Genomic DNA, 26,878 nt, shown 5'->3' with positions numbered 1-26,878 from the left:
CTCAAACGCCCTGCTGCAGCGGGAAGATGCTCGAGCGCAGCGCCAGCAGATCCAGCACGCGCAGGCCGCCGTATTCCACCCGGATCGCGCCCTGCGCCTCCAGCGCCGCCAGCGCCTCGTTCACGCGCTGGCGCGACAGGCCCACCAGATAGGCCAGCTCCTGCTGCGTGATGCGCAGCACCTCCCCCACGCCGGGGTACAGCACCGGGTTGAACAGCGATGCCAGGCTGCGGGCCACGCGCACGTCGGGGTTGTTCAGGCGGTCGATCTCGCGCGCGGCGATGAACTGGCCCAGCCGCTCGTTGAGCTGGTTCATCACGAAGCGGTTGAAGCCGATGGAGTGGTCCAGCAGCCAGTGGAAGCTGTCGATCGGCAACCCGGCCACCACGCTCTTGCGCAGCGCCTGGATGTTGTAGCGGTAGGGTTCGCGCTTCAAGGCCGTGCCCTCGCCAAACCAGCCCCCGGGCGGCAGGCCGGCGTAGGTCATGGTCTGCCCCTGCGCGTTGTCGCTGCTCATCTTGAGCAGGCCCTCCACCACGCCAAACCAGTAGGTCACCGGCCGCCCCACCCGGCAGACGTAGTCGCCCGCGTTGGCGTCCCCCACCAGCAGCGACGCCACGGCCCGCTCGCGCTCGGCGGGCAGCAGCAGGCTCAGCCAGGGTATGCCGCCGAGCTCGTCCACCGTGGGCGGCCGGCGCCGCTGGTGGAGCGAAAGATCCTGGTTCATGCGTGAGTCCATGGCGGTGCGGGTCCGGGGGAGAGCGACAAAGGGGGCATGCGATGCGGGAATACCACGACCCGGATTGTCGTCAGAACGACAAAAAAATGTCAATTGTGACGGGATGATGTCGCCTCCCCAGCAGCCGATGCGCCCGCCTGGGCCACCCGAGGAGACACGCATGCCCGACAACCACCCGCCCGCAGGCCTGGCACGGCCAGCCATCCGCCCTTCGCCACGCCTTGCCCGGCGCCAGCTGCTGGCCGCGGCCGTCAGCCTGCCCTGGCTGGGACTGGGCAGCGCCCGCGCGCAGGAAGGGGCCATCCGGATTGCACAGTCCACCGCCCTCACCGGCCCGCTGGGCGATCTCGGCTCGGCCATGCACCAGGGCGCCAAGGCGGCGTTTGCGGGCATCAATGCACGGGGCGGCATCCACGGCAAGACCATCGAGCTGGTCACCCAGGACGACACCTACGACGTGCCCAAGGCGCTGGCCAACATGACGCAGTTCCTGGCCGATCCGGGCACCTTCGCGCTGTTCAACTGCATGGGCACGCCCATGATCGACGCCATGCTGCCCAAGGTGGTCGAGAGCGGGATCCCGTTCTTCGCGCCGTTCACGGGCGCGCAGCTGAGCCGCACCAAGAGTGCCCGCAACGTGTTCAACATCCGCGCGAGCTACGCCGACGAGGCCGAAAAGCTGGTGCAGCACCTGTCCACCATCGGCATCCAGCGCATCGGCATCGTCTACCAGAACAACTCGTTCGGCAAAGAGGTGTTCACCGCCGCCAAGCAGTCGATGGACCGCCTCAAGCTGCCCGAGGCGCTGACCGTGACGGTGGAGAACAATGCCTCGGACGCGGGCACGGCGGCGGCCAAGCTGGCGGGCGGCAACCTCGAGGCCATCGTGATCGGCCTGGCGGGCAAGCCCACGCTGGAGTTCGTGAAGGCGTTCCGCGCCATCAAGCGCGGCGTGACGCTGTATGCGCTGTCGGTGATGGGGACGCCCGCCACCGTGAAGGCCCTGGGCGCGGACGCCACGGGCATGGCGATCTCGCAGGTCGTGCCGCTGCCCTCCAATGCGGTCATGCCGGTGGTGCGGGACTTTCAGGCGGCCTGGAAGGCGGCGGGCGCCACCGCAGAACCTTCGCACCTGGCGCTGGAGGGCTACATCAACGCCCGCGTGTTCGCCGAGGCACTGCAGCGCGCGGGGCGCAACCCCACGCGCGCCGCCTTCATCGATGCCACCTGGAACCTCAAGAAGTGGGACCTGGGCGGCTTCGAGATCCATGCCACCACCCCGGACCGCAACGCCTCGCGTTTTGTCGAGCTGACGCTGGTCGGGCGCGACGGGCGCTTCCTGCGCTGAGCCCGGGCCTCGGCGGCCTTCGGCCGTTCTGCCCTCCCCCGGCCACCGGACGGGCGCCGCCCGCCCCGTGGCGCGGGCGGAATCAGGGCACCTGAACCACCACCGCGGCGGACAGGGGGCCTTCGTTGCCGGACGCATCCAGCATGCTGACCTGGTAGCTGTGGCTGCCGCTGGGCGCGGTGGTGTCGGTGTAGGCCGGATCGGTGACCGTGGCGATCGCCACGCCGTCGCGGTACACCCGGTAGCTGGCGGCACTGCTTGCAATGAAGGACTTCTTGACCGCCTGCATCTGCGGGTTGGTGCCGGACTGCGGCAGATAGCCGTAGTTGATGGTCCACACCAGCGTGCCGCCCAGGCCCTGCTCGCGCACCCATTTGCCCTTCTCGGCGATGGAGCGCTCATCCTCGAAGCTCAGGTAGGTGACCGGCGTGGAGCCCCGGTACCAGGGCTGCGAGTACGTGATGTACCCCTGCTTGGCCACGTCGTCCCAGCGATATGCGGCGCCGGGCTGCCCGAAGGCGTTTTCCTCCACCAGGCGCTGGTAGTTGTTCATCCAGTCGCCGTTGTCCACCCAGCCCTGCATGCCCGTGAGGTCCTGGCGCGGCCCCGTCACCGGACGGGGGTAGTACACGCCGTAGAGCCCGATGCCAATGCCCAGCTTGGTGCGCGGTACGCCCGCGCTCAGGTAGGCCTGCACCGTGGAGGCGATGGACGTGGGGTGCAGGTCGCCCTCGCCGAACAGGGGGGAGTGGTGCCACGACTTCCAGCCCCAGTCGCCCGCCATGCTGTAGGTCATCAGGTTGTACTGGTCCACCAGCTCGGCCACCTGGGCGTGCCAGGGCGTGATGTCCGGCTGGTTCTTGTTCACCCAGAAGCCGGGCCAGCTCAGTTCCAGCGGCGCGTTCGGCGCCTGGTAGCGGGCACGCAGCGCCGAGGCGGCGCGCAGCTCGCGCAGCAGCGCCAGGGCCTGGGCGCGGCCGACCTCGGTGTCCAGCTTTTCTTCCCAGTCGATGTCCACGCCGTCGTAGTTTTTCTGCACCGCCTTGTCGAGAATGTTCTTGATGAAGCGTGCGCGCACCGTGGGGTTCGCCGTGGCGGCGATGAACCCCGCGCCATCGCTGTCCCCGCCCACCATCATCACCGCCTTGACGCCCGCCGCATGGGCCTTGGCGATCAGCGCATCCTCCACATGGGCCAGGTGACCCGTTCCGGCGCCCTCCAGCAGATCGCCCGCCTGTCCGCCGGGCAGCGAGCCCAGCGCGGGCGCATAGCGGCCGAACACGAAATGGGTCATGGTGGTCATGTCCACGGCGTCCGGCGGGAACAGGTTCCAGAACCAGCCCGCGTAGTAGCCATTGACCCACTTGCCGCTCTTGGTCACGGGGTTCCAGCCAACACGCACGCCCTGCTGGGTGGCCGTGGCGGTGACGCCGCCCACCGGGGGCAGCGGGTTGCCTGCGTCCACCGTCACGTTGACGAGCGCGCTGGTGGCCTGGCCCGCGCTGTTGACGCACTCCAGCGTGTAGGCGGCGCTGGCGGCAGGACTGACCTGCTCGCTGCCCTGCACCGGGCGCGCACCGCTCCAGCCACCCGAGGCGGTGCAGCCGGAGGCGTTCTGCGACTGCCAGTCCAGGCGCGCGCTTTCTCCCGGCCGGATGCGGCTGGGCGTCGCGGCGAAGCTGGCGATGGTGGGGGGCACCGGCGGCGGGCTGTTGCGCACGAGGATCACCGTGGAGGCCCCGGTGGCATCTCCCTGCGCGTTGCTGCAGCTCAGGCTGTAGGTGGTCGTCACCACCGGGCTGGCGGGGGCGGTGCCGCTGACGGGGCGGTCGCCGCTCCAGCCGCCGGATGCCGTGCACGTGGCGGCGTTCTCGGTGCTCCACGCCAGGGTGCTCGTGGCGCCAGCGTCAATGGTGCCCGGGTCCGCCCCGAACGACAGGATGCGTGGCGGCGCGGGCGGCGGCGGCTCGGCCCCGCCTTCGATGACGAGCTGGGCCAGGCCTTCTCCGCCGGCCTCGAAATACTCCATGCGCACCGTATGGTTGCCGGCCGCCAGGGGCAGTTCGGCCACGTCCATCGTGATGCCGTGCGGGGTCCAGTTGTCGATCACCCGCTGGCCGTTGACGAACACGCGCACGCCATCGTCGGTGAAAGTCACGAACCGGGCGGTGCCGGCCGCAAAGGGCACCGAGGCCGTCCAGCGCGCCGAGAAACCGTCCACCGGCAGCCGGGGGTCGGGGCTGTCGGTCATCCAGTAGCGGTCGATCGGCCCCTCCTCGCAGCGGGTCAGCACCGGTGCGCCGGACAGTCCGGTATTGGGAAAGTACTCCGCCAGCCACTGGCCCGGCGCGCAACTGGCCTGCGCCATCGCGCTGCCGCCGGCCAGCATCCAGGAGGCGGCCAATAGCCGCAGCAGGGTCCCGGCATGGCGGGACCGGATGCGCCAGGAGCGCGCTGCGCGCTCCCTCGCCGCTGGTAGATGGGGCATGGTGAAATTTCTCCTGGAAGACAAGGCAAAGGGCAAAAGAAAACAAAAACGCCGCGCGGCAGAACGGTGTGATTCCTGAATCAAATGTGGCTTTGACGCTTGTCCCATATTGATTCTTTGCTATTGGATTCATACCGGCAGCAGGCACGGCGCTTTGGCGGCGGCAGGCAGGAGCGCAGGCCTTGCAGGCAGCGCTCCGCCACCGGGCCCATTGTCCGAAGCGGTGCGCGGCAAATCCATCCGACTGATGTCCTACGACCTTGTGCGCCGGGTCGTAAGACCCGCTCCACCCCCCCACCCCGAACGCGGCGCGCGGCAGAAAGGCGTGGCCGCCCCGTGCACCGGCGCGGGCTCCCCCGGTGGCGCACCGCGGTCCACCGGGCCGCACGGAGCCCAGGCGTTCGCCGCCCTGCGGCGGCGGCGGCCAGCCCCGCAAAAGCGCGCTCAGCGCGGCCCGCGCCAGGAGAGCAAAAGAGTCCACGGCCGCGCCACGGGCGGCCCTGGTGGAGCGGCAGGCGTCATGCAGACGCACCGGCCGGCATCCCAGGGGGTGCCGGCGCCCCGGGGACGCCCTATTGCGCGGCCACCGCGTACCGGTAGCCGCGGAAGGTCCAGACCGTGCGCCCCGGCTCGATCTTCTCCAGCACCAGGCCCGGCGCGGCCTGGTCGCCCTCGTGCAGCACCTGCCCGTTGACGATGGCCATGCGGTACACCGGGTTGCTGGAATGCGTGGCCCCCGTGACCTTGAGCGCGGGCAACTGCGCGCGCAGGGTGTCCGGCAGGTCGGTCTGGGCGAACACCGGGCTCGCGGGCGGCGGCGCAGCGCCGGGGTCCTGCGTGGAGCGCGGGGCAGACCCGTTGGCTGGGAGCGGCGCGCCAAGCGACTCACGCGGGCGCGCCGGATCGGCCGCCGGCGCCCGTGCGGCGGGTGGTGCCACCACCACCGCGGCCACAGGCCGCTCGCGCTCACGCGCGGTGCCGCCGCGCTTGTCCGCCGCGCGCTTGCTGTCCGCCGGGCGCGGCTCGGGTGCGGGCGCCGGCGGGGCCGTCCGGGCGAGCGCGGGCTCTGGCGCCGGCGCCGGCGCGGGCACGGAAGAAGCCAAGGGGGGCGGCGGCGCCACTGGAGCTGCCGTTGTGACAGGTGCTGTGGGTGTGGCGGGCGCGGCAGGGGCAGGCGCCACCACGGCGGGCGCGGCCGGGGCCACCGCCGTCGCCACCGGGGCCTGCGGCCGCAGGGCCCACCAGGTACCACCGGCCGCCAGCACGGCCACGCCCACCACCGCCGCCGCCACGGCCCACAGCGGGGCCGGCGCCGCCCGGTGGACGGCGGGCAATTCCCCGGCCGCGGGCGCGGCCTGGGAGTGCAGGCCCGGCACGGCCCCCCGGCCGCGTTCGGCGTCGGCACGCCGCAGCGCATCAAGGATGTAGGACATGGTCAGTCTCCGTTGCGCAGGCGCGGCTCGTTCACGCCCGTGGCGCGGTTGAGCAGCATGAGTGTCAGGGGGCCGGCACGGCCATCGGGCGTCACGCCCTGGGCCAGCTGGAAGCGGTGGATGCGCGACTGGCGCAGCGCGGGCGTCACCGGCCGGCTTCCGGAGCCCGTGCCGCCGGCCGCCTTGCTGGCCAGTTGCTGGTCCAGCCAGGCCGCGCCGGCCGGGGTGTCGCTGATCTCGCCGCGATCGGGCATGCCGGCCGGGGCGCGCCACAGCGTGGCGATGTCGCCGCGCCACGCCTGCGCCAGTTCGGCCACCGGCACCCGCAGCGTGCGGCCGCCGCCTTCCAGCGTGGCGGTCTCGCCGTCCAGGCCGCGCAGCAGCACGGAGACCGGGGCCTCGGCTTCATCCGACGGATACAGCGCGAGCAGCACGGGCCGGTCGATCTGCCGCACCAGGTTCAGGCCCGCGCGGCGATTGCGGTAGCAGCGCAGCCCCTCGCGCGGCAAGGTGGCGCAAGCGTCCGCCCCCGCGGGCAGCTTCACGCCCCAGGCCGAGGCCAGCGCCTGCCAGGCCGGCGCGTCGCTGGCGGGCTGCGCCAGCACGAATTGCTCCAGCGCGGAAGGTTGCGCCCCCGGCGGGATGGCGGCCGCGGCCGCCCCCTGCGCGGCGGACGCGGTGGACGCCGCCGCCAGCACCGCGGGCGCCACCAGGGGCGCGGCTACGGGCGGCGGGGGCGTGGCGGCGGGACGGGAGGCCGCGCGCGATGGAGCGGCGGCTCCGGCGCCCGTGGCCGCCTGCGGCCCCGGCTGCGGCGCGGGCCACAGGCCCAGCGCCCAGCCCGCGGCCGCCACGGCCACGGCACCCGCCACGGCGCCCAGGCCCGTGGACGCCCAGCGCGGCAGCGGTGGCCGCGCGCTGCGCGCCGCGGCGGCCGATGCCGGTGCGTCGAACACTTCGCGCGCGGCGCGGTTGACGATGGCCCTGGTGACCTGGCGCGCCCCCGCCGCATAGGCGCCGAGCAGCGCCCGGTCGCACAGCAGGTTGATGCGCCGGGGCACGCCGTGGGAGAGCGCATGCACGCGCTGGATGGCGCGCCGCTCGAACGGGATCGGCCCGTTGAGCCCGGCCACGGCGAGGCGGTGCGCGATGTACTGCTGCGTCTCCTGCGGGGTCAGGGCGTCCAGGTGAAAGCGCGCGATCACGCGCTGGGCCAGCTGCTCCATCGAAGGCCGCGCCACCATGGCGCGCAGCTCGGGCTGGCCGATGAGAATGATCTGCAGCAGCTTGCGCTCGCTGGTTTCCAGGTTGGTGAGCAGGCGCAACTGCTCCAGCACGTCGGCCGCGAGGTTCTGTGCCTCGTCGATGATGAGCACGTTGTTGCGCCCCGAGGCGTGCGCGGCCAGCAGCGACGCGTTGAGCGGGTCGATGCAGTCCTTGACCGTCTCCACCCCCGGCACGGCCGGCTTGTGCGGCACGCCGAACTCGTCGCAGATGGAACGCAGCAGCTCGCCCACGGTGAGCTTGGGATTGAAGATGTAGGCCACGTTGCAGTTCGCCGGAATCTGCTCCAGGAAACAGCGGCACACCGTGGTCTTGCCCGTGCCCACCTCGCCGGTGAGCAGCACGAAGCCGCCGCCCGCGTCCAGCCCATACAGGAGGTGCGCCAGCGCCTCGCGGTGCCGCTCGCTCATGAACAGGTAGCGCGGGTCCGGTGCTATGGAAAACGGGGGATGCTGAAGACCGAAAAACGGGGCGTACATGCCGTGAGGATACCGCCCCGCCATGAAACGACCCCCGGCCGTACCCGGGCACAGCGCGGGGCCTGCCCGGACAGGGAGGCAGGGTTTCACCCACCGAGTAGTTTCCCGTAAATTGTCGTCGGCAAGACAAGATGGCGTCAAAGTGGGTCCTAGCATTGGACCCAACGCGCTGCCACAAGGCACCCAGCCGCGCCCCGGCAGCCCCCGGGCCGACACCTCTTACTTTTAGGAACCGGAATGAAGACCACGTTCCCGCAATTGCTGCTCAAGCATGCCGCCGAGCGCCCCGACGCGCCGGCGCTGCGCGAAAAAGAATACGGCATCTGGCAGACCCACAGCTGGGCCGACCTGGTGCGCCTGGTGGAACAGGTGGCGGCCGGCCTGCACCTGGCGGGCCTGCAGCGCCACGAGCACATGGTGGTGATCGGCGCCAACCGCCCCCGCCTGTATGCCACCATGCTCGCGGCGCAATCGCTGGGCGCCATTCCGGTGCCCCTGTACCAGGACGCCGTGGGCGCCGAATGCATCTTCCCCCTGAACAACGCCGAGGTGCGCTTTTGCCTGGTGGAAGACCAGGAACAGGTCGACAAGCTGCTCGAGATCCGCGCGCAGTGCCCGCAGATCTCGAACATCTTCTTTGACGATCCGCGCGGCCTGCGCAACTACGAGGAAGAAGGCCTCGCGTCGCTGGACTCGCTGATCGAGGCGGGCAAGGCGCATGCCGCCAGGAACCCCCAGTGGTTCCGCGCCGAGGTGGCCAAGGCCCAGCCCGACGATGTGGCGGCGATGTTCTTCACCTCGGGCACCACGGGCAACCCCAAGGGCGTGGTGCACACCCACAGCACGCTGCTGGACCGCGCATCCGCGGGCGCCGAGTTCGACAAGCTCACCAGCAGCGAAGAGGTGCTGGCCTACCTGCCCCCGGCCTGGATCGGCCAGAACATCTTCAGCTATGCGCAGTGGCTGGCCTGCGGCTACGTGGTGAACTGCCCCGAGTCGGCCAGCACCGTGACCATCGACCTGAAGGAAGTGGGCCCCACCTACTACTTCGCGCCACCACGCATCTTCGAAGGCCTGCTCACCAGCGTGATGATCCGCATGGAAGACGCGGGCACCCTCAAGCGCAAGATGTTCCAGGCCTGCATGGCCGTGGCCCAGCGCGTGGGCCCCGCGCTCATGGACGGCCTGCCGGTGGGCACGCTCGACCGCATCAAGTACGCCCTGGGCAACCTGCTGGTGTACGGCCCGCTGCGCAACAACCTGGGTTTCAGCCGCGTGCGCGTGGCCTACACGGCGGGCGAGGCCATCGGGCCCGACCTGTTCACCTTCTACCGCTCCATCGGCATCAACTTGAAGCAGCTGTACGGCTCCACCGAGACCGCCGTGTTCGTGTGCCTGCAGCCCGACAACCAGGCGCGCGCCGACACCGTGGGCGTGCCCATCCGGGGCGTGGAGATCAAGGTCGCCGACAACGGCGAGATCCTGGTCAAGTCCGCCGGCCTGCTCAAGGAGTACTACAAGAACCCCAAGGCCACGGCCGAGGTGCTCACGGCCGACGGCTGGTACCACACGAGCGACGCGGGCTTCCTCGACGCGCAGGGCCACTTGAAGATCATCGACCGCGTCAAGGACGTGGGCCGCATCAAGGGCGGCGCCAACGACGGCGCCATGTTCGCGCCCAAGTACGTGGAGAACAAGCTCAAGTTCTTCCCGCACATCAAGGAAGTCGTCGCCCTGGGCGACGGCCGCGAGAAGGTGTGCGTGATGGTCAACATCGACTTCGACGCCGTGGGCAACTGGGCCGAGCGCCGCAACCTGCCCTACGCGGGCTACACCGACCTGGCGCAAAAGCCCGACGTGTACGAACTGATCCGCGAGTGCATCGAGAAGGTCAACGCCGACCTCGCCACCGATTCCATGCTGGCGGGCAGCCAGGTCAGCCGCTTCCTGGTGCTGCACAAGGAACTCGATGCCGACGACGGCGAGCTCACGCGCACCAACAAGGTCCGCCGCGGCTTCATCGCCGAGAAATACGGCGTGCTCGTGGACGCTCTCTACGCGGGCCGCACCGAGCAGTACATCGAGACCCAGGTCAAGTTCGAGGACGGCCGCACGGGCAGCGTGAGCGCCACCCTGAAGCTGTCGGACACCAAGACCTTCGCGCCGGTGAAAAAGGCCGCATGACCCCGCACCCCACCCATTGAGTCCAGGCATTCAATCCATGACCAAAAAGAAGATCGGTGACGTCATCCTCGACGTCAAGAACATCAGCCTGCGGTTTGGCGGTGTGAAGGCGCTGACGGACATCTCGTTCAACGTCAAGGAGCACGAGATCCGCGCCATCATCGGCCCCAACGGCGCGGGCAAGAGCTCCATGCTCAACTGCATCAACGGCGTGTACACGCCGCAGGACGGCTCCATCACCTTCCGTGGCAAGACCTTCTCGCACATGAACTCGCGCCAGGTGGCCGAGATGGGCGTGGCGCGCACGTTCCAGAACCTGGCGCTGTTCAAGGGCATGAGCGTGATCGACAACATCATGACCGGGCGCAACCTCAAGATCAAAAGCAACCTGCTGATGCAGGCGCTGCGCATCGGCCCCGCCGAGCGCGAGGAGATCCGCCACCGCGAATACGTCGAGCACATCATCGACTTCCTGGAAATCCAGGCCTTCCGCAAGACCCCCGTGGGCCAGCTGCCCTACGGCCTGCAAAAGCGCGTGGACCTGGGCCGGGCCCTGGCCATGGAGCCCCAGGTGCTGCTGCTCGACGAGCCCATGGCCGGCATGAACGTGGAAGAGAAGCAGGACATGTGCCGCTTCATCCTCGACGTGAACGACGAGTTCGGCACCACCATCGTGCTCATCGAGCACGACATGGGCGTGGTGATGGACATCAGCGACCGGGTGGTGGTGCTCGACTACGGCAAGAAGATCGGCGACGGCAGCCCCGACGAAGTGCGCAACAACGAAGACGTTATCAGTGCCTATCTGGGCACGAGCCACTAAGGGCGGGAGAAAAAACAATGGCATTCTTTCTCGAAACACTGATCGGCGGCCTCATGGCCGGCATGCTGTATTCGCTGGTGGCGCTGGGCTTCGTGCTGATCTACAAGGCATCGGGCGTCTTCAACTTCGCGCAGGGCGCGATGGTGCTGTTCGCCGCGCTGGCCATGGCCCGCTTTGCCGAGTGGATTCCCAAGTGGACGGGCATCAGCAGTCCCATCGTGGCCAACCTCGCGGCCTTCGTGATCGCGGGCGCCATCATGTTCGTGGTGGCCTGGCTGATCGAGAAGCTGGTGCTGCGCCACCTGGTGAACCAGGAAGGCGCCACGCTGCTCATGGCCACGCTGGGCATCACCTACTTCATGGAAGGCCTGGGCCAGACGCTGTTTGGCAGCGACATCTACAAGATCGACGTGGGCATGCCCAAGGACCCGATCTTCATGCTGGACAGCCTCTTCCAGGGCGGCATCCTGGTGAACAAGGAAGACGTGATCGCCGCCGCCATCGCCGCCGCCCTGGTGGCGCTGCTGTCGGTGTTCTTCCAGAAGACGTCCACCGGCCGCGCCCTGCGCGCCGTGGCGGACGACCACCAGGCCGCGCAATCCATCGGCATTCCGCTCAACCGCATCTGGGTGATCGTATGGTGCGTGGCCGGCGTCGTGGCCCTGGTGGCCGGGATGATCTGGGGCAGCAAGCTCGGGGTGCAGTTCTCGCTGACCACGGTGGCGCTGCGCGCGCTGCCGGTGGTGATCCTGGGGGGCCTCACGTCCGTGCCCGGCGCCATCATCGGCGGGCTGATCATCGGCGTGGGCGAGAAGCTGTCCGAGGTGTACCTGGGCCCGTTCGTGGGCGGGGGCATCGAGATCTGGTTTGCGTATGTGCTGGCGCTGGTGTTCCTTCTGTTCAGACCGCAAGGTTTGTTCGGGGAGAAGATCATCGACCGCGTGTAACCCATAACAACAAGAACAGGAGACTTCCATGCTCTACCGCGAAAACGGCCAGTTCAAGACCAGCTACCGCGCCGACCAGCAGATCTTCCCCATCGCGCAGGACCGCATCGCCATCGCGCTGCTGCTGGCCGTCGCCTTCCTGGTCGTGCCCATGCTGGCCAGCGACTACATCTTCCGCGCCATCCTGATTCCCTTCGTCATCATGGCGCTGGCGGCCCTGGGGGTGAACATCCTCGTGGGCTACTGCGGCCAGATCTCGCTGGGCTCGGGCGCGTTCATGGCGGTGGGGGCCTATGGCGCCTACAACTTCTTCGTGCGCTTTCCGGGCATGCCGCTGATTCCGGCGCTGATCCTGGGCGGCCTCTGCGCCACGTTCTTCGGCATCCTGTTCGGGCTGCCCAGCCTGCGCGTCAAGGGCCTGTACCTGGCGGTGGCCACCCTGGCCGCGCAGTTCTTCTCCGACTGGATGTTCCTGCGCATCAAGTGGTTCACCAACAACTCGGACTCGGGCTCGGTGTCGGTGAACAACCTGCAGGTCTTCGGCCTGCCCATCGAGAGCGCCACCAGCAAGTACCTGTTCTGCCTGGCCCTGCTGGTCGTCGTGGCCCTGCTGGCCAAGAACCTGGTGCGTGGCGCCATCGGCCGCGAATGGATGGCCATCCGCGACATGGACGTGGCGGCGGCCGTGATCGGCATCCGCCCCATGTACGCCAAGCTCAGCGCCTTCGCCGTGAGTTCCTTCATCGTGGGCATGGCCGGCGCGCTGTGGGCCTTCGTGCACCTGGGCGCGTGGGAGCCCGCGGCCTTCTCGGTGGAAATCTCGTTCCGCCTCCTGTTCATGGTGATCATCGGCGGCCTGGGCTCCATCTCCGGGGGGTTCTTTGGCGCCGCCTTCATCGTGGTGCTGCCCATCGTGCTCAACCAGTTCCTGCCAGCCTTCATGGGCCTGTTCGGCATCGAGGTGTCCACCGCCGGTGTCTCGCACGCCGAGCTGATGATCTTCGGCGCGCTGATCGTGTGGTTCCTGATCGTGGAGCCGCATGGCCTGGCCAAGCTGTGGTCCACCGCCAAGCAGAAGCTGCGCCTGTGGCCCTTCCCGCATTGATTGATATGCACCCCCTGAGTCGCTTCGCGCCTTCCCCCTCTCCTTCGGGAGGGGGACGCCACCGGTGGCCTGGCAAAGCCAGTTCCACAGTGGCGCTGGCCTCGTGCATGCCAGTGCAAAGCTCGCAGCCCTTGAATCCGTCGGTTTCTTCCCCGTGCTTCAACACATTCATCCAAAGGAGACATCCATGAAGCTTTCGAAACTCGTGATCGCCGCTGCCGTGGTCGCCGCCGGTGCGTCGACCATCACCACCAGTGCCTTCGCACAAGCCAAGGAGCAGTTCTTCCCGCTGCTGTCGTACCGCACCGGCCCCTACGCGCCCAACGGCGTGCCATGGGCCAACGGCAAGCAGGACTACATCAAGATGATCAACGCCCGCGACGGCGGCATCAACGGCGTGAAGCTCACCTTTGAAGAATGCGAAACCGGCTACGCCACCGACCGTGGCGTGGAGTGCTACGAGCGCCTGAAGGGGCGTCCCGGCGTGTCGCTGTTCGACCCGCAGGCCACCGGCATCACTTTCGCGCTGACCGAGAAGGCCCCCGTGGACAAGATCCCGCTGATGACGCTGGGCTACGGCCTGTCGGTGGCGCAGGACGGCCAGGCGTTCAAGTGGAACTTCCCCTTCATGGGCAGCTACTGGACCGGCGCCGACATCCTGATCCAGCACATCGGCAAGGCCGCGGGCGGCATGGACAAGCTCAAGGGCAAGAAGATCGCCCTGGTGTACCACGACAGCCCGTTCGGCAAGGAGCCGATCCCGCTGCTGCAGGAACGCTCCAAGATGCATGGCTTCGAGCTGCAGATGCTGCCCGTGACCGCGCCCGGCGTGGAGCAGAAAGCCACCTGGCTGCAGGTGCGCCAGAGCCGCCCCGACTACGTGCTGCTGTGGGGCTGGGGCGTGATGAACTCCACCGCCCTCAAGGAAGCCCAGGCCACCGGCTATCCGCGCGACAAGATGTATGGCGTGTGGTGGGCTGGCGCCGAGCCGGACGTGCGTGACGTGGGCGAAGGCGCCAAGGGCTACAACGCGCTGGCCTTGAACACCTCGGGCCAGCAGCCCAAGGTGATCCAGGACATCCTGAAGAACGTGCACGACAAGGGCCAGGGCACGGGACCCAAAGACGAAGTGGGCTCGGTGCTGTACACGCGCGGCGTGATCATCCAGATGCTGGCCGTGGAATCGGTGCGCCGCGCGCAGGAGCGTTTCGGCAAGGGCAAGGTCATGACCGGCGAGCAGGTGCGCTGGGGCATGGAGAACCTGGCCCTGGACCAGAAGAAGCTCGACGCCATGGGCTTTGGCGGCGTGATGCGCCCCCTGTCCACGAGCTGCGCCGACCACATGGGCTCCACCTGGGCCCGCGTGCACACCTGGGATGGCGCCAAGTGGAACTTCTCGTCCGACTGGTACCAGGCCGATGAGCAGATCCTCAAGCCCATGATCAAGGCGGGCGCCGACAAGTACCTGGCCGACAAGAAGATGACGCGCCGGGATGCGGCGGACTGCCAGTCTTGATTCGGACCATCCCCCTGAGGCGCTGACGCGCCTTCCCCCTTCTCTCTTAGCGCTTCGCGCTGCGGGAAGGGGGACGCCACCAGCGCGGCGGGGCGGCCCTTGCGCGGTGGCCCTGGCCTGGGCAGCGACCGTTTCAAGGGCCAGTGAACAGCGGTTGCCTCTTTGGCAGCCGCCAATCCAAAGGGTTGTGCAGCAGCTTTTTGGATTGGCACAGGAAGGCAAGACCATGGACTCCAACAGCAACATCGTTCTCAACGTCAACGGCATCGAGGTCATCTACAACCACGTGATCCTCGTGCTCAAGGGCGTCTCGCTGCAGGTGCGCGAAGGCAGCATCGTGGCCATCCTGGGGGGCAACGGGGCGGGCAAGACAACCACGCTGCGCGCCATCTCCAATTTGCTCAAGGGCGAACGCGGCGAGGTCACCAAGGGCAGCATCGAGCTGCGTGGCGAGCGCATCGAGAACCTCTCGCCCGCCGACCTGGTGCAGCGCGGCGTGGTGCAGGTGATGGAGGGGCGGCACTGCTTCGCCCACCTGACGATCGAAGAGAACCTGATGACGGGCAGCTACACCCGTACCAGCAAGGCCGAGATCGCGGCCAACCTGGAGAAGGTCTACAACTACTTTCCGCGCCTGAAGACGCGCCGCACCTCGCAGGCGGCGTACACGTCGGGCGGCGAGCAGCAGATGTGCGCCATCGGCCGCGCGCTCATGGCCAACCCCAGCATGGTGCTGCTCGACGAGCCCTCCATGGGCCTGGCACCGCAGATCGTGGAAGAGGTGTTCAACATCGTCAAGGACCTGAACACCAAGGAAAAGGTCACCTTCCTGCTGGCCGAGCAGAACACCAACATGGCGCTCAAGTACTCGGACTACGGCTACATCATGGAAAGCGGCCGCGTGGTGATGGACGGCGCCGCCAGCGACCTGGCCAGCAACGAGGACGTCAAGGAGTTCTACCTGGGCGTGGGCGGTGGCGAGCGCAAGAGCTTCAAGGATGTGAAGAGCTACAAGCGGCGCAAGCGCTGGCTGGCTTGACGTGCCCCCTGAGGCGCTGGCGCGCCTTCCCCTCAAGGGGGACGCACCCGGTGGCCTGGCGAAGCCAGTTCCACGGGTGCGCTGGCGGGAGCAGCGCACTTTCTGAGACCACGGATGAATCCACTCCCAAATTCATAGCTGATTGCGATTGATGGACAAGCGCTAGAGGCCAATTTCACTTCAAACCACTTCACAAGGAACACCAGGCATGAGCACGTTCTATGACGCCCTGGAAACCCGCAGCCCCGCAGAGCGCGAAGCGGCCCTGATGGCCGCGCTGCCGCGGCAGATCGCCCATGCCCAGAAGGCATCGCCCGCGTTTGCCGGCATCCTGGCGGGCGTGGATGCCGCCGCCGTCACCAGCCGCGCTGCGCTGGCGCAGCTGCCCGTCACGCGCAAGTACGAGCTGCTGGAGCGCCAGCAGGCGGACCGCGCCGCCAACGTGTTCGGCGGGTTCAGCGCGCTGGGCTTTGGCCCCGGCATGACCCGCGTATTCGCCAGCCCCGGCACCATCTACGAGCCCGAGGGCACGCGCCGCGACTACTGGCGCATGGCGCGGGCCATCCATGCCGTGGGTTTTCGCAGCGGCGAGCTGATCCACAACAGCTTCAGCTACCACTTCGTGCCCGCGGGCTCGATGATGGAAACCGGCGCCCATGCGCTGGGCTGCACCGTGTTTCCGGGCGGCACGGGGCAGACCGAGCAGCAGGTGCAGGCCATGGCCGAACTGCGGCCAGCGGGCTACATCGGCACCCCCAGCTTCCTCAAGATCATTGTCGAGAAGGCCGCGGAAATGGGCATCGCGCTGCCCAGCGTGACCAAGGCGCTGGTCTCGGGCGAGGCGTTCCCCCCCTCGCTGCGCGACTGGTTCGCCGAGCGCGGCATCAGCGGCTACCAGTGCTACGCCACGGCCGACCTGGGGCTGATCGCCTACGAGACCAGCGCGCGCGAGGGCCTGGTGCTCGATGAAGGCGTGATCGTGGAGATCGTGCGCCCCGGCACCGGCGACCCCGTGCCCGAGGGCGAGGTGGGCGAGCTGGTCGTCACCACGCTCAACCCCGACTACCCGCTGATCCGCTTTGGCACCGGCGACCTGTCGGCCGTGCTGCCCGGCGACTGCCCCACGGGCCGGACCAACACCCGCATCAAGGGCTGGATGGGCCGCGCCGACCAGACCACCAAGGTGCGCGGCATGTTCGTGCACCCCGGCCAGGTGGCCACCATCGCGCGGCGCTTTCCGCAGGTGCTGCGCGCGCGGCTGGTGGTCAGCGGCGAGATGGCCAACGACCAGATGGTGCTGCAGGTGGAGACCAGCGAAACCGCCGAGGGCCTGGCGCGCCAGCTGGGCGACGCCATCCGCGAGGTGACCAAGCTGCGCGGCGATGTGCAGATGGTGGCCCCGGGCACCCTGCCCAACGACGGCAAGGTGATCGAGGACGCGCGGAGTTACAAGTAGCCCCCTGCGTCGCCTTCGGCGCCTTCCCCCGAGGGGACGGCCCCCTCGCTGCGGGGCGGCCCTTGCTCGGCGCCTCCCGCCTGGCCTGCGCCGGTATCGAGCGCAGAGGACTGAAGCGGTGCGGTGCAAGCGTGCAGGCAGACAGACAGGCACCCGGTCACTGGACCACCTGCAGTTTGCGGCAACGCAAGAAATGCCCACTTGGCACGGCGGGTCACCGCAGTGTTTACCCTAATCAATACTCCTTTTTTTATAGCATTTAGCGCTTTATTGACGGGCGCTGCAGGCCTTTTTCACTTAAAGCCCCTGCCCCGGGCGGGCTACGTAATATCCGCAATGTTCCCGTAAACCCCCCTCGCTATCATGGCCCGTCATTCACAGGAGAGACCATGAAAAAGATGCTGAAACTCGCACTGATCGCTGCCGCCGCAGCCACCGCTTTCGGCGCCAGCGCCCAGGAGTTCCCCGCCAAGGACAAGACGATCACGATCGTGGTCCCCTACGCCGCGGGCGGCCCCACCGACCGCGTGGCGCGCGACCTGGCCGAAGCCATCCGCAAGCCCCTGGGCGGCATCAGCGTGGTGGTGGACAACTCCGCCGGCGCGGGCAGCACCATCGGCTCCGCCAAGGTGGCGCGGGCCGCACCCGATGGCTACACCCTGCTGCTGAACCACGTGAGCATGGCCACCATGCCCACCATGTACCGCAAGCTGGCCTTCAACGTGGCCAATGACTTCGAGTACCTGGGCATCATCAACGACGTGCCCATGACGCTCATCGCGCGTCCCTCGATGCCCGCGAACAACTACAAGGAACTGGCTGGCTGGCTGCAGCAGAACAAGGGCAAGATCAACCTGGGCAATGCAGGCCAGGGCTCGGCCTCGCACCTGTGCGGCCTGATCTTCCAGAGCGCCGTGCAGGTCGACATGACGGCTGTGCCCTACAAGGGCACCGCGCCCGCCATCACCGACCTGATCGGCGGCCAGATCGACCTGCTGTGCGACCAGACGACCAACACCACCTCGCAGATCGAGGCCAAGAAGGTCAAGGCCTACGCCGTGACCACCTCCAAGCGCCTGACGACGCCCACCCTCAAGGACCTGCCCACGCTGGCCGAATCCGGCGTGAAGGACTTCAACGTGACCATCTGGCACGGCCTGTACGCGCCCAAGGGCACGCCCGCACCGGTGCTGACCAAGATCAACGAAGCCCTCAAGGTGGCCCTGAAGGACCCTGAGTTCATCAAGAAGCAGGAAGGCCTGGGCGCTGTGGTGGCCACCGACAAGCGCGTCGAACCCGCCGAGCACAAGAAGTTCGTGCTGTCCGAAACCGAGAAATTCGGCGCCGCCATCAAGGCCGCGGGCTCCTACGCGGACTGATCGGCACCTGCGCCCCCAGCCCGCGACCCTGCGGGCTGCGGTGCTCAGGATTGCTTGAAGGATTGAAGGAAGCAGGCAAGCCACCACGCCCCCCGGGGCCTGGTGGCTTTTTTCCTGCCCGCGCCGCCACGGGCCGCCGCACGCCGCCGCACGCCGCCGCGCTCCGGGTAATCCATGTGAACCCCGGCATGCCGGCCCGCGTAAAAAGGGGACCACCGTGGCATTCTCTTGCCGGCAGATCCTCCCTCACAACGAAAGCTCGCCCATGGCGCAACATCGACAAGCCCACCACCACCTTGCGCGCAGCACCTCCCAGCCCCGCGCCCCGGCGCGCAGCCGCCGCGAGGCCCTGGCGTTCGCATTCACCCTGAGCGCGCTGGGCGCCATGGCCATCGCGGCGGCCGCCACCCTGCTCGCGCCGGGCTCCGCCCACGCCCAGGCCACGCCCGCCGCGGGGGGCTGGCCCACCAAGCCCGTGCGCATCGTCGTGCCCTTCGCGCCCGGCGGCACCACCGACATCCTGGCCCGCGCGATGGCCCCCGAACTCTCGCGCGCGTTCGGCCAGCAGTTCATCGTGGACAACCGCGCGGGCGCGGGCGGCAACGTGGGCGCCGAGATCGTGGCGAAATCCCCCGGCGACGGCTACACCCTGCTCATGGGCACCGTGGGCACGCACGGCATCAACCGCGCGCTGTACGCCAAGCTGCCGTACGACCCCATCAAGGACTTCGTGCCCATCACCCTGGTGGCCGCCGTGCCCAACGTGATGGTGATGAATGCCGACAAGGCCAAGGCCCAGGGCATCCACAACGTGCAGGACTTCATCCGCGTGGCCAAGGCCAGCCCCGGCAAGATGAACATGGCCTCCAGCGGCAACGGCACGTCCATCCACCTGGCGGGCGAGCTGTTCAAGAGCATGACGGGCACCTTCATGCTGCACCTGCCCTACCGCGGCTCGGGCCCGGCCCTCATGGACATGGTGGCGGGCAATGCGGACGTGATGTTCGACAACCTGCCCTCGTCCATGGCGCAGATCAAGGCGGGCAAGCTCACGGCGCTGGCCGTGACAAGCTCGGAGCGCTCCAGCGCGCTGCCCGACGTGCCCACGGTGGAGCAGGCGGGCGGCCCCGCGCTCAAGGGCTACGAGGCCAGTTCCTGGTTCGGCCTGCTGGCTCCCGCGGGCACGCCCCCCGACATCGTCCACCGCATCCAGCAGGAAGTCGCCAGGTCGCTGGCCACGCCCGCGATGAAGGAACGGCTCGTGGCGCAGGGCGCGATCCCGGGCGGCAATACGCCGGCGGACTTCGCCAGGCACATCGACAGCGAGCACAAGAAGTGGGCGCAGGTGGTGAAGACCTCGGGAGCGAAGGTCGACTGACCCACCACGCCGGCGGCAGGCCCCCGGCGCAGCCGCCTGCCGGTCAAGTCACGGTGGCGCCGAGGGGGGCGCGGCCAGCAAGCGCTTCTCGCCCTGGGCGAACGAGGCCCGCTGGATCCGCCCCTGGGCCACCTCGTAGACGCAGAGCATCTCCAGGGTGCCCAGCCCCTCCGGGAAATTGCGCGTGATCAGTTCGAGGTCCACCACCACGCCGCCCATCACCGTGCGCGACAGCAGCCGCGCATGCAGGTCGGGCTCGGCAAAACGCGCCAGAAAGCGCGGCCGCATTTCAGCATGCCCGTGCGCGAGCCGTTCTCCATGGAGCACATGCTGCTGCGCATCGGCGGCGTAAGTGGCCAGCAGGGCCTCGATGTCCCTGGCGTTGTAGGCATCGAGTTGCGCCTGCACGACGGCCAGCGGCGAAGGGTCGTGGATCATGATGGATGGTGAAACAAGGAAAGCGCAGGAGGGCATGGCACCCGGCCCGCACAGGGGCCCGGCAGGGCGGACAGCGGGAGCCCGCTCTGGCGCGCCGCCACTCCCGCGCGGCCACGCCGCCATTCATGCGGTGCTACACGCCCCAGACCACGTCCACGTCCGCCGCCGCGCTGCGCTTGAGCATCTCGATGAACGGTGCCACCCGCTGGCGCAGGCGCACCGTGTCGGCGCGCTCCTCGGCCACGGCGTCGTCGCTGGCGTCCTCGGGCGGGGGCAGCGTTTCCTCCGCCGCCACGGCGGCCTCGAGCGCCGCGATGGCGCCCGGGATCTGCGCCGCCGTCACGATGCCGCTCGCACCGGGTGTCTTGCCCATGATGGTCACGATCTGCCGCCCTTGCGGCTCCAGCATGATCAGATCGGCGGCAGCGCGGGACTTGAATTTGTAGAGCATGGTGAAACGTATTCCTCGGTAGGGCTTGAAGCGGCCGGCAAACCCGGCACGGCGATGGTGGACAGGCGTTTGCGGGCCGCTCCGGTTCAGCGGTTGTACATGTAGTCGCGCGTGAACGGATAGTCCGATTGTGCGCCGGCCAGGGCCCCGGCCGCCATCTGGCCGTCGGGCTTCGTGGCCAGCATCTGGTGCAGCGCCATCCAGCCGCGCTCGAACCCCAGCGCGCTGCCCGCCAGGTACAGGCGGTAGGCACGCAGCACCTTGTCGCCCTGCTCGGCGCCGGACTGCGCGGCCAGCACCTCGCGCGCCGCGGGCAGGCGGGCCTCCAGCCCGTCGGACCACGCCCACAGGGTGCGCGCGTAGTGGGGGCGCAGGTTCTCGGTGTCCACCATTTCCAGGCCCGCCCGGGCCATGTCGTGCAGCACGGCGCTCACGTGGATCAGCTCCCCCCCGGGGAAGATGTACTGCTCGATGAAGTCGCCCATGCCCGCGCCGAGCTGCGCGTTGTCCACCGCGCCCGCCGTGATGCCGTGGTTCATCAGCAGGCCCCCCGGGCGCAGCAGCCGGGCCACGGTGGCAAAGTAGCGTTCCATCTGCGCGCGGCCCACATGCTCGAACATGCCCACGGACGCCACCTTGTCGAAGGGCCGGTCCGCCTGCAGCTCGCGGTAGTCGCACAGCTGCATCCGCACACGGCCCTGCAGCCCCCGCGCCTCGATGAGCTGCTGCACATGCGCGTGCTGGTTGCGCGACAGCGTGATGCCCGTGGCATCCACGCCGTAGTGCTCCGCTGCCCACAGCAGCAGGCCGCCCCAGCCGGCGCCGATGTCCAGGAACCGCTCGCCGGGCGCCAGGCGCAGCTTGCGGCAGATGTGGTCCAGCTTGGCCTCCTGGGCCTGGGCCAGCGACATGCCCGCATCCCGGAAATAGGCGCACGAATAGACGCGCCGCGGGTCGAGCCAGAGCGCATAGAAGTCGTCCGAGAGGTCATAGTGGAACTGCACCTGGCGGGCATCGCGGGCCACCGTGTGCGCCGCCATGGACCGTGCCCGCGCCAGCACCCGGCGCCACCAGCCGCTGTGCTGCTCGCGGGCCGGGTCGCGGGTGAGCAGGCCCGCCGCGGCGGCCATCAGGTCGCGCATGCCGCCCTCCAGCGCCACGCGGCCCTCGACGATGGCCGCGCCCACGTTGCCGATCTCGCCCATCGCCAGGGCCACCAGCGCCATGCGGTCGCGAAACCGCAGCGTGACGGCGGGCTCGGACGCGCCCAGCTGCTGCCCGGCGGGCAGCTGGACGGCCATGGGCACTGGCAACGCAGCCAGCCGCCCCTCCAGGGTGTGCAGCAAGTGCTTCATGCCGCCTATTTTTGAATGGGTGCTGCACTGCGTCAACACCTCCCCCGCACGCCCCCGCCGGGAAGGCCCCATTGACAGTATTTTGTTTAGGTCTAAACTATTTTCACATGAACATCCTCTGCATTGGCGGCGGGCCCGCAGGCCTCTATTTCGCACTGCTCATGAAGCAGCAAAACCCTGCCCACCGGGTCACGGTGGTCGAGCGCAACCGGCCGTTCGACACCTTTGGCTGGGGCGTGGTGCTGTCGGACCAGACGCTCGAGAACCTGCGCGCGGCCGACGGACCGACGGCCGCGCTGATCGGCGATGCGTTCAACCACTGGGACGACATCGAGGTGTTCTTCAAGGGCCGCAGCGTGCGCTCCTCGGGCCACGGCTTTTGCGGCATCGGGCGCAAGCGGCTGCTCAACATCCTGCAGGACCGCTGCCTCGCGGTCGGCGTGGAGCTGGTGTTCGAGACCGACGTGGCCGACGACCAGGCGCTGGCCGCCCAGTACCAGGCCGACCTGGTGATCGCCAGCGATGGCCTCAACAGCCGCATCCGCACCCGCTACGCCGCCACCTACCAGCCCGACATCGACCTGCGCCAGTGCCGCTTCGTCTGGCTGGGCACTCACAAAAAACTCGATGCTTTTACGTTTGCTTTCGAGCAGACCGAGCACGGCTGGTTCCAGGCGCACGCCTACCAGTTCGACGCCGACACCTCCACCTTCATCATCGAGACGCCCGAGGCCGTGTGGAAGGCCCACGGCCTGGACCAGATGGAACAGCCCGAGGCGATTGCATTCTGCGAGAAGCTGTTTGCCAAATACCTGGACGGCAACGCGCTCATCAGCAACGCTACGCACCTGCGCGGCTCGGCCAACTGGATCCGCTTCCCGCGCGTGATCTGCAACACCTGGGTGCACCGCGAGACCATCGGCGGCAAGCGCGTGCCCATCGTGCTGATGGGCGACGCGGCGCACACCGCGCATTTCTCCATCGGCAGCGGCACCAAGCTCGCGCTGGAAGACGCGATTGACCTGGCGAACGAATTTTCGACGGGCCTGCCTATCGATGAGGTGCTCACCCACTACGAGGCGCGCCGCAGCGTCGAGGTGCTCAAGATCCAGAACGCCGCGCGCAACTCCACCGAGTGGTTCGAGAACGTGGGCCGCTACACCGGCATGGAGGTGGAGCAGTTCGCGTACTCGCTGCTCACGCGCAGCCAGCGCATCAGCCACGAGAACCTGCGGCTGCGCGATGCAGCATGGCTGGAGGGCTACGAGGCGTGGTTGGCAGGCGGCAAAGCTGCTATTCCCCCCATGCTCACACCGTTCACGCTCAACGGCCTCACGCTCAAGAACCGCATCGTCGTCTCGCCCATGGCCACCTACAGCGCGGTCGATGGCGTGCCGCAGGACTTCCACCTGGTGCACCTGGGCGCGCGCGCACTCGGCGGCGCGGCGCTGGTGATGGTGGAGATGACCAGCCCCACGCCCGAGGGCCGCATCACCCCCGCCTGCACCGGGCTGTGGAACGACGCGCAGCAGGCCGCGTTCACGCGCATCGTGCACTTCGTGCACGGCAGCAGCACCGCCAAGATCGGCCTGCAGCTGGGCCACAGCGGCCCCAAGGGCTCCACGCGCGTGGGGTGGGAGGGCACGGACGAGCCGCTGCCCCACGGCAACTGGCCGCTGCTGGCGGCCAGCGCGCTGGCCTACGGCGAGCAGAACCAGGCGCCCGCCGCCATGACCCGCGCCGACATGGACCGGATGACCGCCGCCTTCGTGGACAGCGCCCGCCGCGCCGTGGCCTGCGGCTTCGACTGGCTGGAGCTGCACTGCGCGCACGGCTACCTGCTGGCCAGCTTCATCAGCCCCATCACCAACCAGCGCACGGATGAGTACGGCGGTAGCCTGCAGGGCCGCTGCCGCTACCCGCTCGAAGTGTTCGCCGCCGTGCGCGCCGTGTGGCCGGCCGACAAACCCATGAGCGTGCGCATCTCGGCCCACGACTGGGCGCCGGGCGGCACCACGCCGGACGACGCGGTGGAGATCGCGCGCCTGTTCCAGGCGGCCGGCGCCGACCTGATCGACGTGTCGTCCGGCCAGACCACCCGCGCCGCCAGGCCGGTGTACGGCCGCATGTACCAGACCCCGTTCGCCGACCGCATCCGCAACGAGGTGGGCATCGCCACCATGGCCGTGGGCGCGATCACCGAGGCCGACCACGCCAACAGCATCATTGCCGCAGGCCGTGCGGACCTGTGCGCCATTGCCCGCCCGCACCTGGCCGACCCGGCCTGGACGCTGCACGCGGCCGCGCAGCTGAGCCCCGTGGCCGCCGCGCACACCGACTGGCCCGTGCAGTACGCCAGCGGCCGCGACCAGATGCTGCGCGAGATTTCCAAGCAAAAACAGCTTGCAGCGCTTGCCAATCAAGCGCAGGCAGCTACCAAAAGCAGAGCACCCGAGGAAGAAGGCTAGCCATGGACCTTGAAGCCCGCCTGCACGACGCCGCCCCCAGCGAGCACCCCGAGGCCCTGCGCCTGTGGCTGCGCATGCTCACCTGCACCCAGCTCATCGAAAAACAGGTGCGCAGCCACCTGCGCGCGCAGTTCGACACCACGCTGCCGCGCTTTGACCTGATGGCGCAGCTGGAACGCGCGCCCGAGGGCATGAAGATGAAGGACCTCTCGCGCCGCATGATGGTGACCAGCGGCAACATCACCGGCATCACCGACCAGCTCGTGGCCGAAGGGCTGGTGGAGCGCATGGACGTGGAAGGCGACCGCCGCGCGTACCTCGTGCGCCTCACGCCGCAGGGCCGCCAGCAGTTCATCGACATGGCGCGCCAGCACGAGCAATGGATCGTGGAGGCCTTCGCCACGCTGGGCGAGCGCGACATCAGCACCCTGCACCGCCTGCTGGGCAAGGTCAAGGAACACACCCAGAACAACTCTTTGGAGACCACGGAATGAAGCATTTCATCGGCGCGAGCAACCCCATGCGCGAGCAGTTCAACCCCCAGGCCAGCTACGTGGCCGAGCATTTCGCGTGGAGCTTCGACGGCGGCGTGGGCACCGTCACGCTCAACCGGCCCGACCGCAAGAACCCGCTCACCTTCCAGAGCTATTCGGAGCTGCGCGATTTTTTCTACGCGCTGCGGTTCGCCACCGACGTCAAGGCCATCGTGGTCACCGGCGCGGGCGGCAACTTCTGCTCGGGCGGCGACGTGCACGAGATCATCGGGCCGCTGACCACCATGACCATGCCCGAGCTGCTGGAGTTCACGCGCATGACGGGCGACCTGGTCAAGGCCCTGCGCGCCTGCCCGCAGCCCGTGCTGGGCGCCATCGACGGCATCTGCGCCGGTGCGGGCGCGATGATGGCGCTGGCCTGCGACATGCGCTACGGCACCGAGGCCACCAAGACTGCGTTCCTGTTCACCCGCGTGGGCCTGGCCGGTGCCGACATGGGCGCCTGCGCGCTGCTGCCCCGGATGATCGGCCAGGGCCGTGCCAGCGAGCTGCTGTTCACCGGCCGCGCGATGACGGCGCACGAGGGTCTGGCCTGGGGCTTCTTCAACGACCTGTATGAAAGCGCCGACCTGCTGGCCAACGTGCAGGCCACCGCGCGCACGCTGGCGGGCGGCCCCACCTTCGCCCATGGCATGACCAAGACCATGCTCAGCCAGGAGTGGAGCATGACCATCGAGCAGGCCATCGAGGCCGAGGCGCAGGCCCAGGCCATCTGCATGCAGACCGAAGATTTCCGACGCGCCTACGAGGCGTTTGCCGCCAGGCAGAAACCTGTGTTCCAGGGAGATTGAGCCCATGCACGTCGCCACCCCCCCGGCCCCCCGCCCGCCCTCGACGGCGCACCTGGCCCTGCCCTTCTTCGACGACGCCCACCGCGCGCTGGCCGAGGGCCTGGTGCCCTGGGCCGCCGCGCAGCAGGTCGATGAGACCGACGACCGCGCCGCCTGCCGCGACTGGGTGCAACGCCTGGGCGCGGGCGGCTGGCTGCGCTACTGCGTGCCCGCCGAACACGGCGGTGCACTGCCCGCGCTGGACTCGCGCGCGTTGGTGCTGCTGCGCGAGACGCTGGCCTACCACTCGCCGCTGGCGGATTTTGCGTTCGCCATGCAGGGCCTGGGCAGCGGCGCCATCACCCTGGCCGGCAGCCCGGCGCAACAGGCGCACTACCTGCAGGGCGTGGCGCGCGGCGAGCTGATCGCGGCGTTCGCGCTCAGCGAGCCCGAGGCAGGTTCCGACGTGGGCGCTATGCAAACAGTAGCTACCAGCGCTTATCCATCAAGCGCTAGCGGCCAAAAATACTCATATTCCCTCACCGGCACCAAGACCTGGATCAGCAACGGCGGCATCGCCGACTTCTACTGCGTGTTCTCCAAGACCGACCCCGCCGGCGGAACGCGCGGCATCAGCGCCTTCATCGTGGACGCCGACACGCCCGGGCTCGACGCCTCGCGCCACATCCACGTGATGGCGCCGCACCCGCTGGCCACGCTGCAGTTCGACAACTGCACCGTGCCCGCCACTGCACTGCTCGGCGAACTGCACGGCGGCTTCAAGCTGGCCATGCGCACGCTCGACATCTTTCGCGCGTCGGTGGCCGCCGCCGCGCTGGGCATGGCGCGCCGCGCGCTGGCCGAGGCCGTGCACCACGCGCGCCAGCGCCGCATGTTCGGCCAGACGCTGGCGGACTTCCAGCTCACGCAGGCCAGGATCGGCGAGATGGCCGCGCTGGTGGACAGCGCCGCGCTGCTCACCTACCGCGCGGCCTGGCTGCGCGACGAGGGCGAAAAGCGCGGTGGCACCCGCGTCACTGCCGAAGCCGCGATGGCAAAAATGACCGCCACCGAAAACGCCCAGCGCGTGATCGACATGGCGCTGCAACTGCACGGCGGGCGCGGCGTGGAAGTGGGCAGCAAGGTCGAGTCGCTGTACCGCGACATCCGCTCGCTGCGCATCTACGAAGGCGCCACCGAAGTGCAGCAACTCATCATCGGCAAGGCCGTCCTGCAGGAGTGAT

21 protein-coding genes are annotated in these 26,878 nt (G+C 68.7%); 14 read left to right on the top strand and 7 right to left on the bottom strand.

Annotation, left to right across the window (positions count from 1 at the left end):
- Nucleotide 1: 1 nt before the first annotated feature.
- Entirely contained in the window at nt 2-727 is a 726-nt protein-coding gene (locus ACAM51_RS17010) for a Crp/Fnr family transcriptional regulator (protein WP_255591280.1), read from the bottom strand.
- Between the two features lie 172 nt (nt 728-899).
- On the opposite strand from ACAM51_RS17010, the gene ACAM51_RS17005 reads away from it, so the two are divergent.
- A complete protein-coding gene (locus ACAM51_RS17005; protein ID WP_369641282.1) occupies nt 900-2,087 on the top strand; it encodes an ABC transporter substrate-binding protein in 1,188 nt (395 codons plus the stop codon).
- An 82-nt stretch (nt 2,088-2,169) separates the two neighbouring features.
- Here the strand turns inward: ACAM51_RS17005 and ACAM51_RS17000 are convergent, their stop codons facing one another.
- The 3 genes from ACAM51_RS17000 to ACAM51_RS16990 all read right to left on the bottom strand — a co-directional run bounded on the left by ACAM51_RS17000 (nt 2,170) and on the right by ACAM51_RS16990 (nt 7,771).
- On the bottom strand, nt 2,170-4,575 hold the full coding sequence (locus ACAM51_RS17000) for a glycosyl hydrolase family 18 protein (RefSeq protein WP_369641281.1): 2,406 nt from the start codon (nt 4,573-4,575) through the stop codon (nt 2,170-2,172).
- 572 nt (nt 4,576-5,147) lie between these two features.
- Nucleotides 5,148-6,008 carry a general secretion pathway protein GspB gene (locus tag ACAM51_RS16995; protein ID WP_369641280.1) on the bottom strand — a complete coding sequence of 287 codons (861 nt, stop codon included), beginning with the start codon at nt 6,006-6,008 and terminating at the stop codon, nt 5,148-5,150.
- Nucleotides 6,009-6,010: 2 nt separating this feature from the next.
- Nucleotides 6,011-7,771 carry an ExeA family protein gene (locus tag ACAM51_RS16990; RefSeq protein ID WP_369641279.1) on the bottom strand — a complete coding sequence of 587 codons (1,761 nt, stop codon included), beginning with the start codon at nt 7,769-7,771 and terminating at the stop codon, nt 6,011-6,013.
- Between the two features lie 237 nt (nt 7,772-8,008).
- Here ACAM51_RS16990 and ACAM51_RS16985 point away from each other — a divergent pair, with 237 nt between their 5' ends.
- The 9 genes from ACAM51_RS16985 (at nt 8,009) to ACAM51_RS16945 (ending at nt 19,598) form a co-directional block, all read left to right on the top strand.
- Nucleotides 8,009-9,955 carry a long-chain fatty acid--CoA ligase gene (locus ACAM51_RS16985; RefSeq protein ID WP_369641278.1) on the top strand — a complete coding sequence of 649 codons (1,947 nt, stop codon included), beginning with the start codon at nt 8,009-8,011 and terminating at the stop codon, nt 9,953-9,955.
- Nucleotides 9,956-9,992: 37 nt separating this feature from the next.
- On the top strand, nt 9,993-10,778 hold the full coding sequence (locus tag ACAM51_RS16980; protein ID WP_055400027.1) for an ABC transporter ATP-binding protein: 786 nt from the start codon (nt 9,993-9,995) through the stop codon (nt 10,776-10,778).
- A 17-nt stretch (nt 10,779-10,795) separates the two neighbouring features.
- Entirely contained in the window at nt 10,796-11,725 is a 930-nt protein-coding gene (locus ACAM51_RS16975; protein WP_218297233.1) for a branched-chain amino acid ABC transporter permease, read from the top strand.
- Between the two features lie 28 nt (nt 11,726-11,753).
- Nucleotides 11,754-12,830 (top strand): branched-chain amino acid ABC transporter permease, encoded by a 1,077-nt coding sequence (locus ACAM51_RS16970; protein ID WP_218297234.1) that lies wholly within the window; start codon nt 11,754-11,756, stop codon nt 12,828-12,830.
- 187 nt (nt 12,831-13,017) lie between these two features.
- The gene (locus ACAM51_RS16965) at nt 13,018-14,346 is read left to right on the top strand and encodes an ABC transporter substrate-binding protein (RefSeq protein WP_218297235.1); all 1,329 of its coding nucleotides are present in this window, start codon (nt 13,018-13,020) and stop codon (nt 14,344-14,346) included.
- Between the two features lie 226 nt (nt 14,347-14,572).
- Nucleotides 14,573-15,385, top strand: a complete 813-nt coding sequence (locus ACAM51_RS16960) for an ABC transporter ATP-binding protein (RefSeq protein WP_218297236.1) — start codon at nt 14,573-14,575, stop codon at nt 15,383-15,385.
- A gap of 208 nt (nt 15,386-15,593) precedes the next feature.
- Complete coding sequence (locus tag ACAM51_RS16955) at nt 15,594-16,841, top strand: phenylacetate--CoA ligase family protein (RefSeq protein WP_369641277.1); 1,248 nt, start codon at nt 15,594-15,596, stop codon at nt 16,839-16,841.
- Nucleotides 16,842-17,230: 389 nt separating this feature from the next.
- Nucleotides 17,231-18,220: a tripartite tricarboxylate transporter substrate-binding protein gene (locus tag ACAM51_RS16950; RefSeq protein WP_369641276.1), complete on the top strand. Its 990-nt coding sequence runs from the start codon at nt 17,231-17,233 to the stop codon at nt 18,218-18,220.
- Nucleotides 18,221-18,605: 385 nt separating this feature from the next.
- Entirely contained in the window at nt 18,606-19,598 is a 993-nt protein-coding gene (locus tag ACAM51_RS16945; protein ID WP_218297390.1) for a tripartite tricarboxylate transporter substrate binding protein, read from the top strand.
- A 48-nt stretch (nt 19,599-19,646) separates the two neighbouring features.
- On the opposite strand, the gene ACAM51_RS16940 is transcribed toward ACAM51_RS16945, so the two are convergent.
- The 3 genes from ACAM51_RS16940 to ACAM51_RS16930 form a co-directional block, all read right to left on the bottom strand.
- Nucleotides 19,647-20,036 carry a nuclear transport factor 2 family protein gene (locus ACAM51_RS16940; protein WP_369641275.1) on the bottom strand — a complete coding sequence of 130 codons (390 nt, stop codon included), beginning with the start codon at nt 20,034-20,036 and terminating at the stop codon, nt 19,647-19,649.
- Nucleotides 20,037-20,169: 133 nt separating this feature from the next.
- Nucleotides 20,170-20,487, bottom strand: a complete 318-nt coding sequence (locus tag ACAM51_RS16935) for a DUF1840 domain-containing protein (RefSeq protein WP_218297239.1) — start codon at nt 20,485-20,487, stop codon at nt 20,170-20,172.
- Nucleotides 20,488-20,573: 86 nt separating this feature from the next.
- Entirely contained in the window at nt 20,574-21,842 is a 1,269-nt protein-coding gene (locus tag ACAM51_RS16930) for a class I SAM-dependent methyltransferase (RefSeq protein WP_218297240.1), read from the bottom strand.
- A 107-nt stretch (nt 21,843-21,949) separates the two neighbouring features.
- Here ACAM51_RS16930 and ACAM51_RS16925 point away from each other — a divergent pair, with 107 nt between their 5' ends.
- From ACAM51_RS16925 to ACAM51_RS16910, 4 genes are read left to right on the top strand one after another with little or no spacing between them, the layout of a single operon-like run.
- Nucleotides 21,950-24,310, top strand: coding sequence for a bifunctional salicylyl-CoA 5-hydroxylase/oxidoreductase (locus ACAM51_RS16925; RefSeq protein WP_369641274.1), 2,361 nt, complete (start codon nt 21,950-21,952; stop codon nt 24,308-24,310).
- Between the two features lie 2 nt (nt 24,311-24,312).
- Nucleotides 24,313-24,804: a MarR family winged helix-turn-helix transcriptional regulator gene (locus tag ACAM51_RS16920; protein WP_218297242.1), complete on the top strand. Its 492-nt coding sequence runs from the start codon at nt 24,313-24,315 to the stop codon at nt 24,802-24,804.
- Nucleotides 24,801-25,655 (top strand): enoyl-CoA hydratase family protein, encoded by an 855-nt coding sequence (locus ACAM51_RS16915; protein ID WP_369641273.1) that lies wholly within the window; start codon nt 24,801-24,803, stop codon nt 25,653-25,655. Before ACAM51_RS16920 ends, ACAM51_RS16915 begins: the two co-directional genes overlap by 4 nt.
- A gap of 4 nt (nt 25,656-25,659) precedes the next feature.
- Nucleotides 25,660-26,877 (top strand): acyl-CoA dehydrogenase family protein, encoded by a 1,218-nt coding sequence (locus ACAM51_RS16910; RefSeq protein ID WP_369641272.1) that lies wholly within the window; start codon nt 25,660-25,662, stop codon nt 26,875-26,877.
- Nucleotide 26,878 lies beyond the last annotated feature (1 nt).

The sequence above is a fragment of the Acidovorax sp. A79 genome (assembly GCF_041154505.1).
In the GTDB taxonomy this organism is placed as follows: Bacteria; Pseudomonadota; Gammaproteobacteria; order Burkholderiales; family Burkholderiaceae_C; genus Acidovorax.
This window is presented reverse-complemented; position numbering and strand designations above follow the sequence as displayed.

Coding starts and splice junctions, on each gene's coding strand:
- ACAM51_RS17010 (WP_255591280.1), bottom strand. CDS start 727: ATGAACCAGGATCTTTCGCTCCACCAGCGGCGCCGGCCGCCCACGGTG.
- ACAM51_RS17005 (WP_369641282.1), top strand. CDS start 900: ATGCCCGACAACCACCCGCCCGCAGGCCTGGCACGGCCAGCCATCCGC.
- ACAM51_RS17000 (WP_369641281.1), bottom strand. CDS start 4,575: ATGCCCCATCTACCAGCGGCGAGGGAGCGCGCAGCGCGCTCCTGGCGC.
- ACAM51_RS16995 (WP_369641280.1), bottom strand. CDS start 6,008: ATGTCCTACATCCTTGATGCGCTGCGGCGTGCCGACGCCGAACGCGGC.
- ACAM51_RS16990 (WP_369641279.1), bottom strand. CDS start 7,771: ATGTACGCCCCGTTTTTCGGTCTTCAGCATCCCCCGTTTTCCATAGCA.
- ACAM51_RS16985 (WP_369641278.1), top strand. CDS start 8,009: ATGAAGACCACGTTCCCGCAATTGCTGCTCAAGCATGCCGCCGAGCGC.
- ACAM51_RS16980 (WP_055400027.1), top strand. CDS start 9,993: ATGACCAAAAAGAAGATCGGTGACGTCATCCTCGACGTCAAGAACATC.
- ACAM51_RS16975 (WP_218297233.1), top strand. CDS start 10,796: ATGGCATTCTTTCTCGAAACACTGATCGGCGGCCTCATGGCCGGCATG.
- ACAM51_RS16970 (WP_218297234.1), top strand. CDS start 11,754: ATGCTCTACCGCGAAAACGGCCAGTTCAAGACCAGCTACCGCGCCGAC.
- ACAM51_RS16965 (WP_218297235.1), top strand. CDS start 13,018: ATGAAGCTTTCGAAACTCGTGATCGCCGCTGCCGTGGTCGCCGCCGGT.
- ACAM51_RS16960 (WP_218297236.1), top strand. CDS start 14,573: ATGGACTCCAACAGCAACATCGTTCTCAACGTCAACGGCATCGAGGTC.
- ACAM51_RS16955 (WP_369641277.1), top strand. CDS start 15,594: ATGAGCACGTTCTATGACGCCCTGGAAACCCGCAGCCCCGCAGAGCGC.
- ACAM51_RS16950 (WP_369641276.1), top strand. CDS start 17,231: ATGAAAAAGATGCTGAAACTCGCACTGATCGCTGCCGCCGCAGCCACC.
- ACAM51_RS16945 (WP_218297390.1), top strand. CDS start 18,606: ATGGCCATCGCGGCGGCCGCCACCCTGCTCGCGCCGGGCTCCGCCCAC.
- ACAM51_RS16940 (WP_369641275.1), bottom strand. CDS start 20,036: ATGATCCACGACCCTTCGCCGCTGGCCGTCGTGCAGGCGCAACTCGAT.
- ACAM51_RS16935 (WP_218297239.1), bottom strand. CDS start 20,487: ATGCTCTACAAATTCAAGTCCCGCGCTGCCGCCGATCTGATCATGCTG.
- ACAM51_RS16930 (WP_218297240.1), bottom strand. CDS start 21,842: ATGAAGCACTTGCTGCACACCCTGGAGGGGCGGCTGGCTGCGTTGCCA.
- ACAM51_RS16925 (WP_369641274.1), top strand. CDS start 21,950: ATGAACATCCTCTGCATTGGCGGCGGGCCCGCAGGCCTCTATTTCGCA.
- ACAM51_RS16920 (WP_218297242.1), top strand. CDS start 24,313: ATGGACCTTGAAGCCCGCCTGCACGACGCCGCCCCCAGCGAGCACCCC.
- ACAM51_RS16915 (WP_369641273.1), top strand. CDS start 24,801: ATGAAGCATTTCATCGGCGCGAGCAACCCCATGCGCGAGCAGTTCAAC.
- ACAM51_RS16910 (WP_369641272.1), top strand. CDS start 25,660: ATGCACGTCGCCACCCCCCCGGCCCCCCGCCCGCCCTCGACGGCGCAC.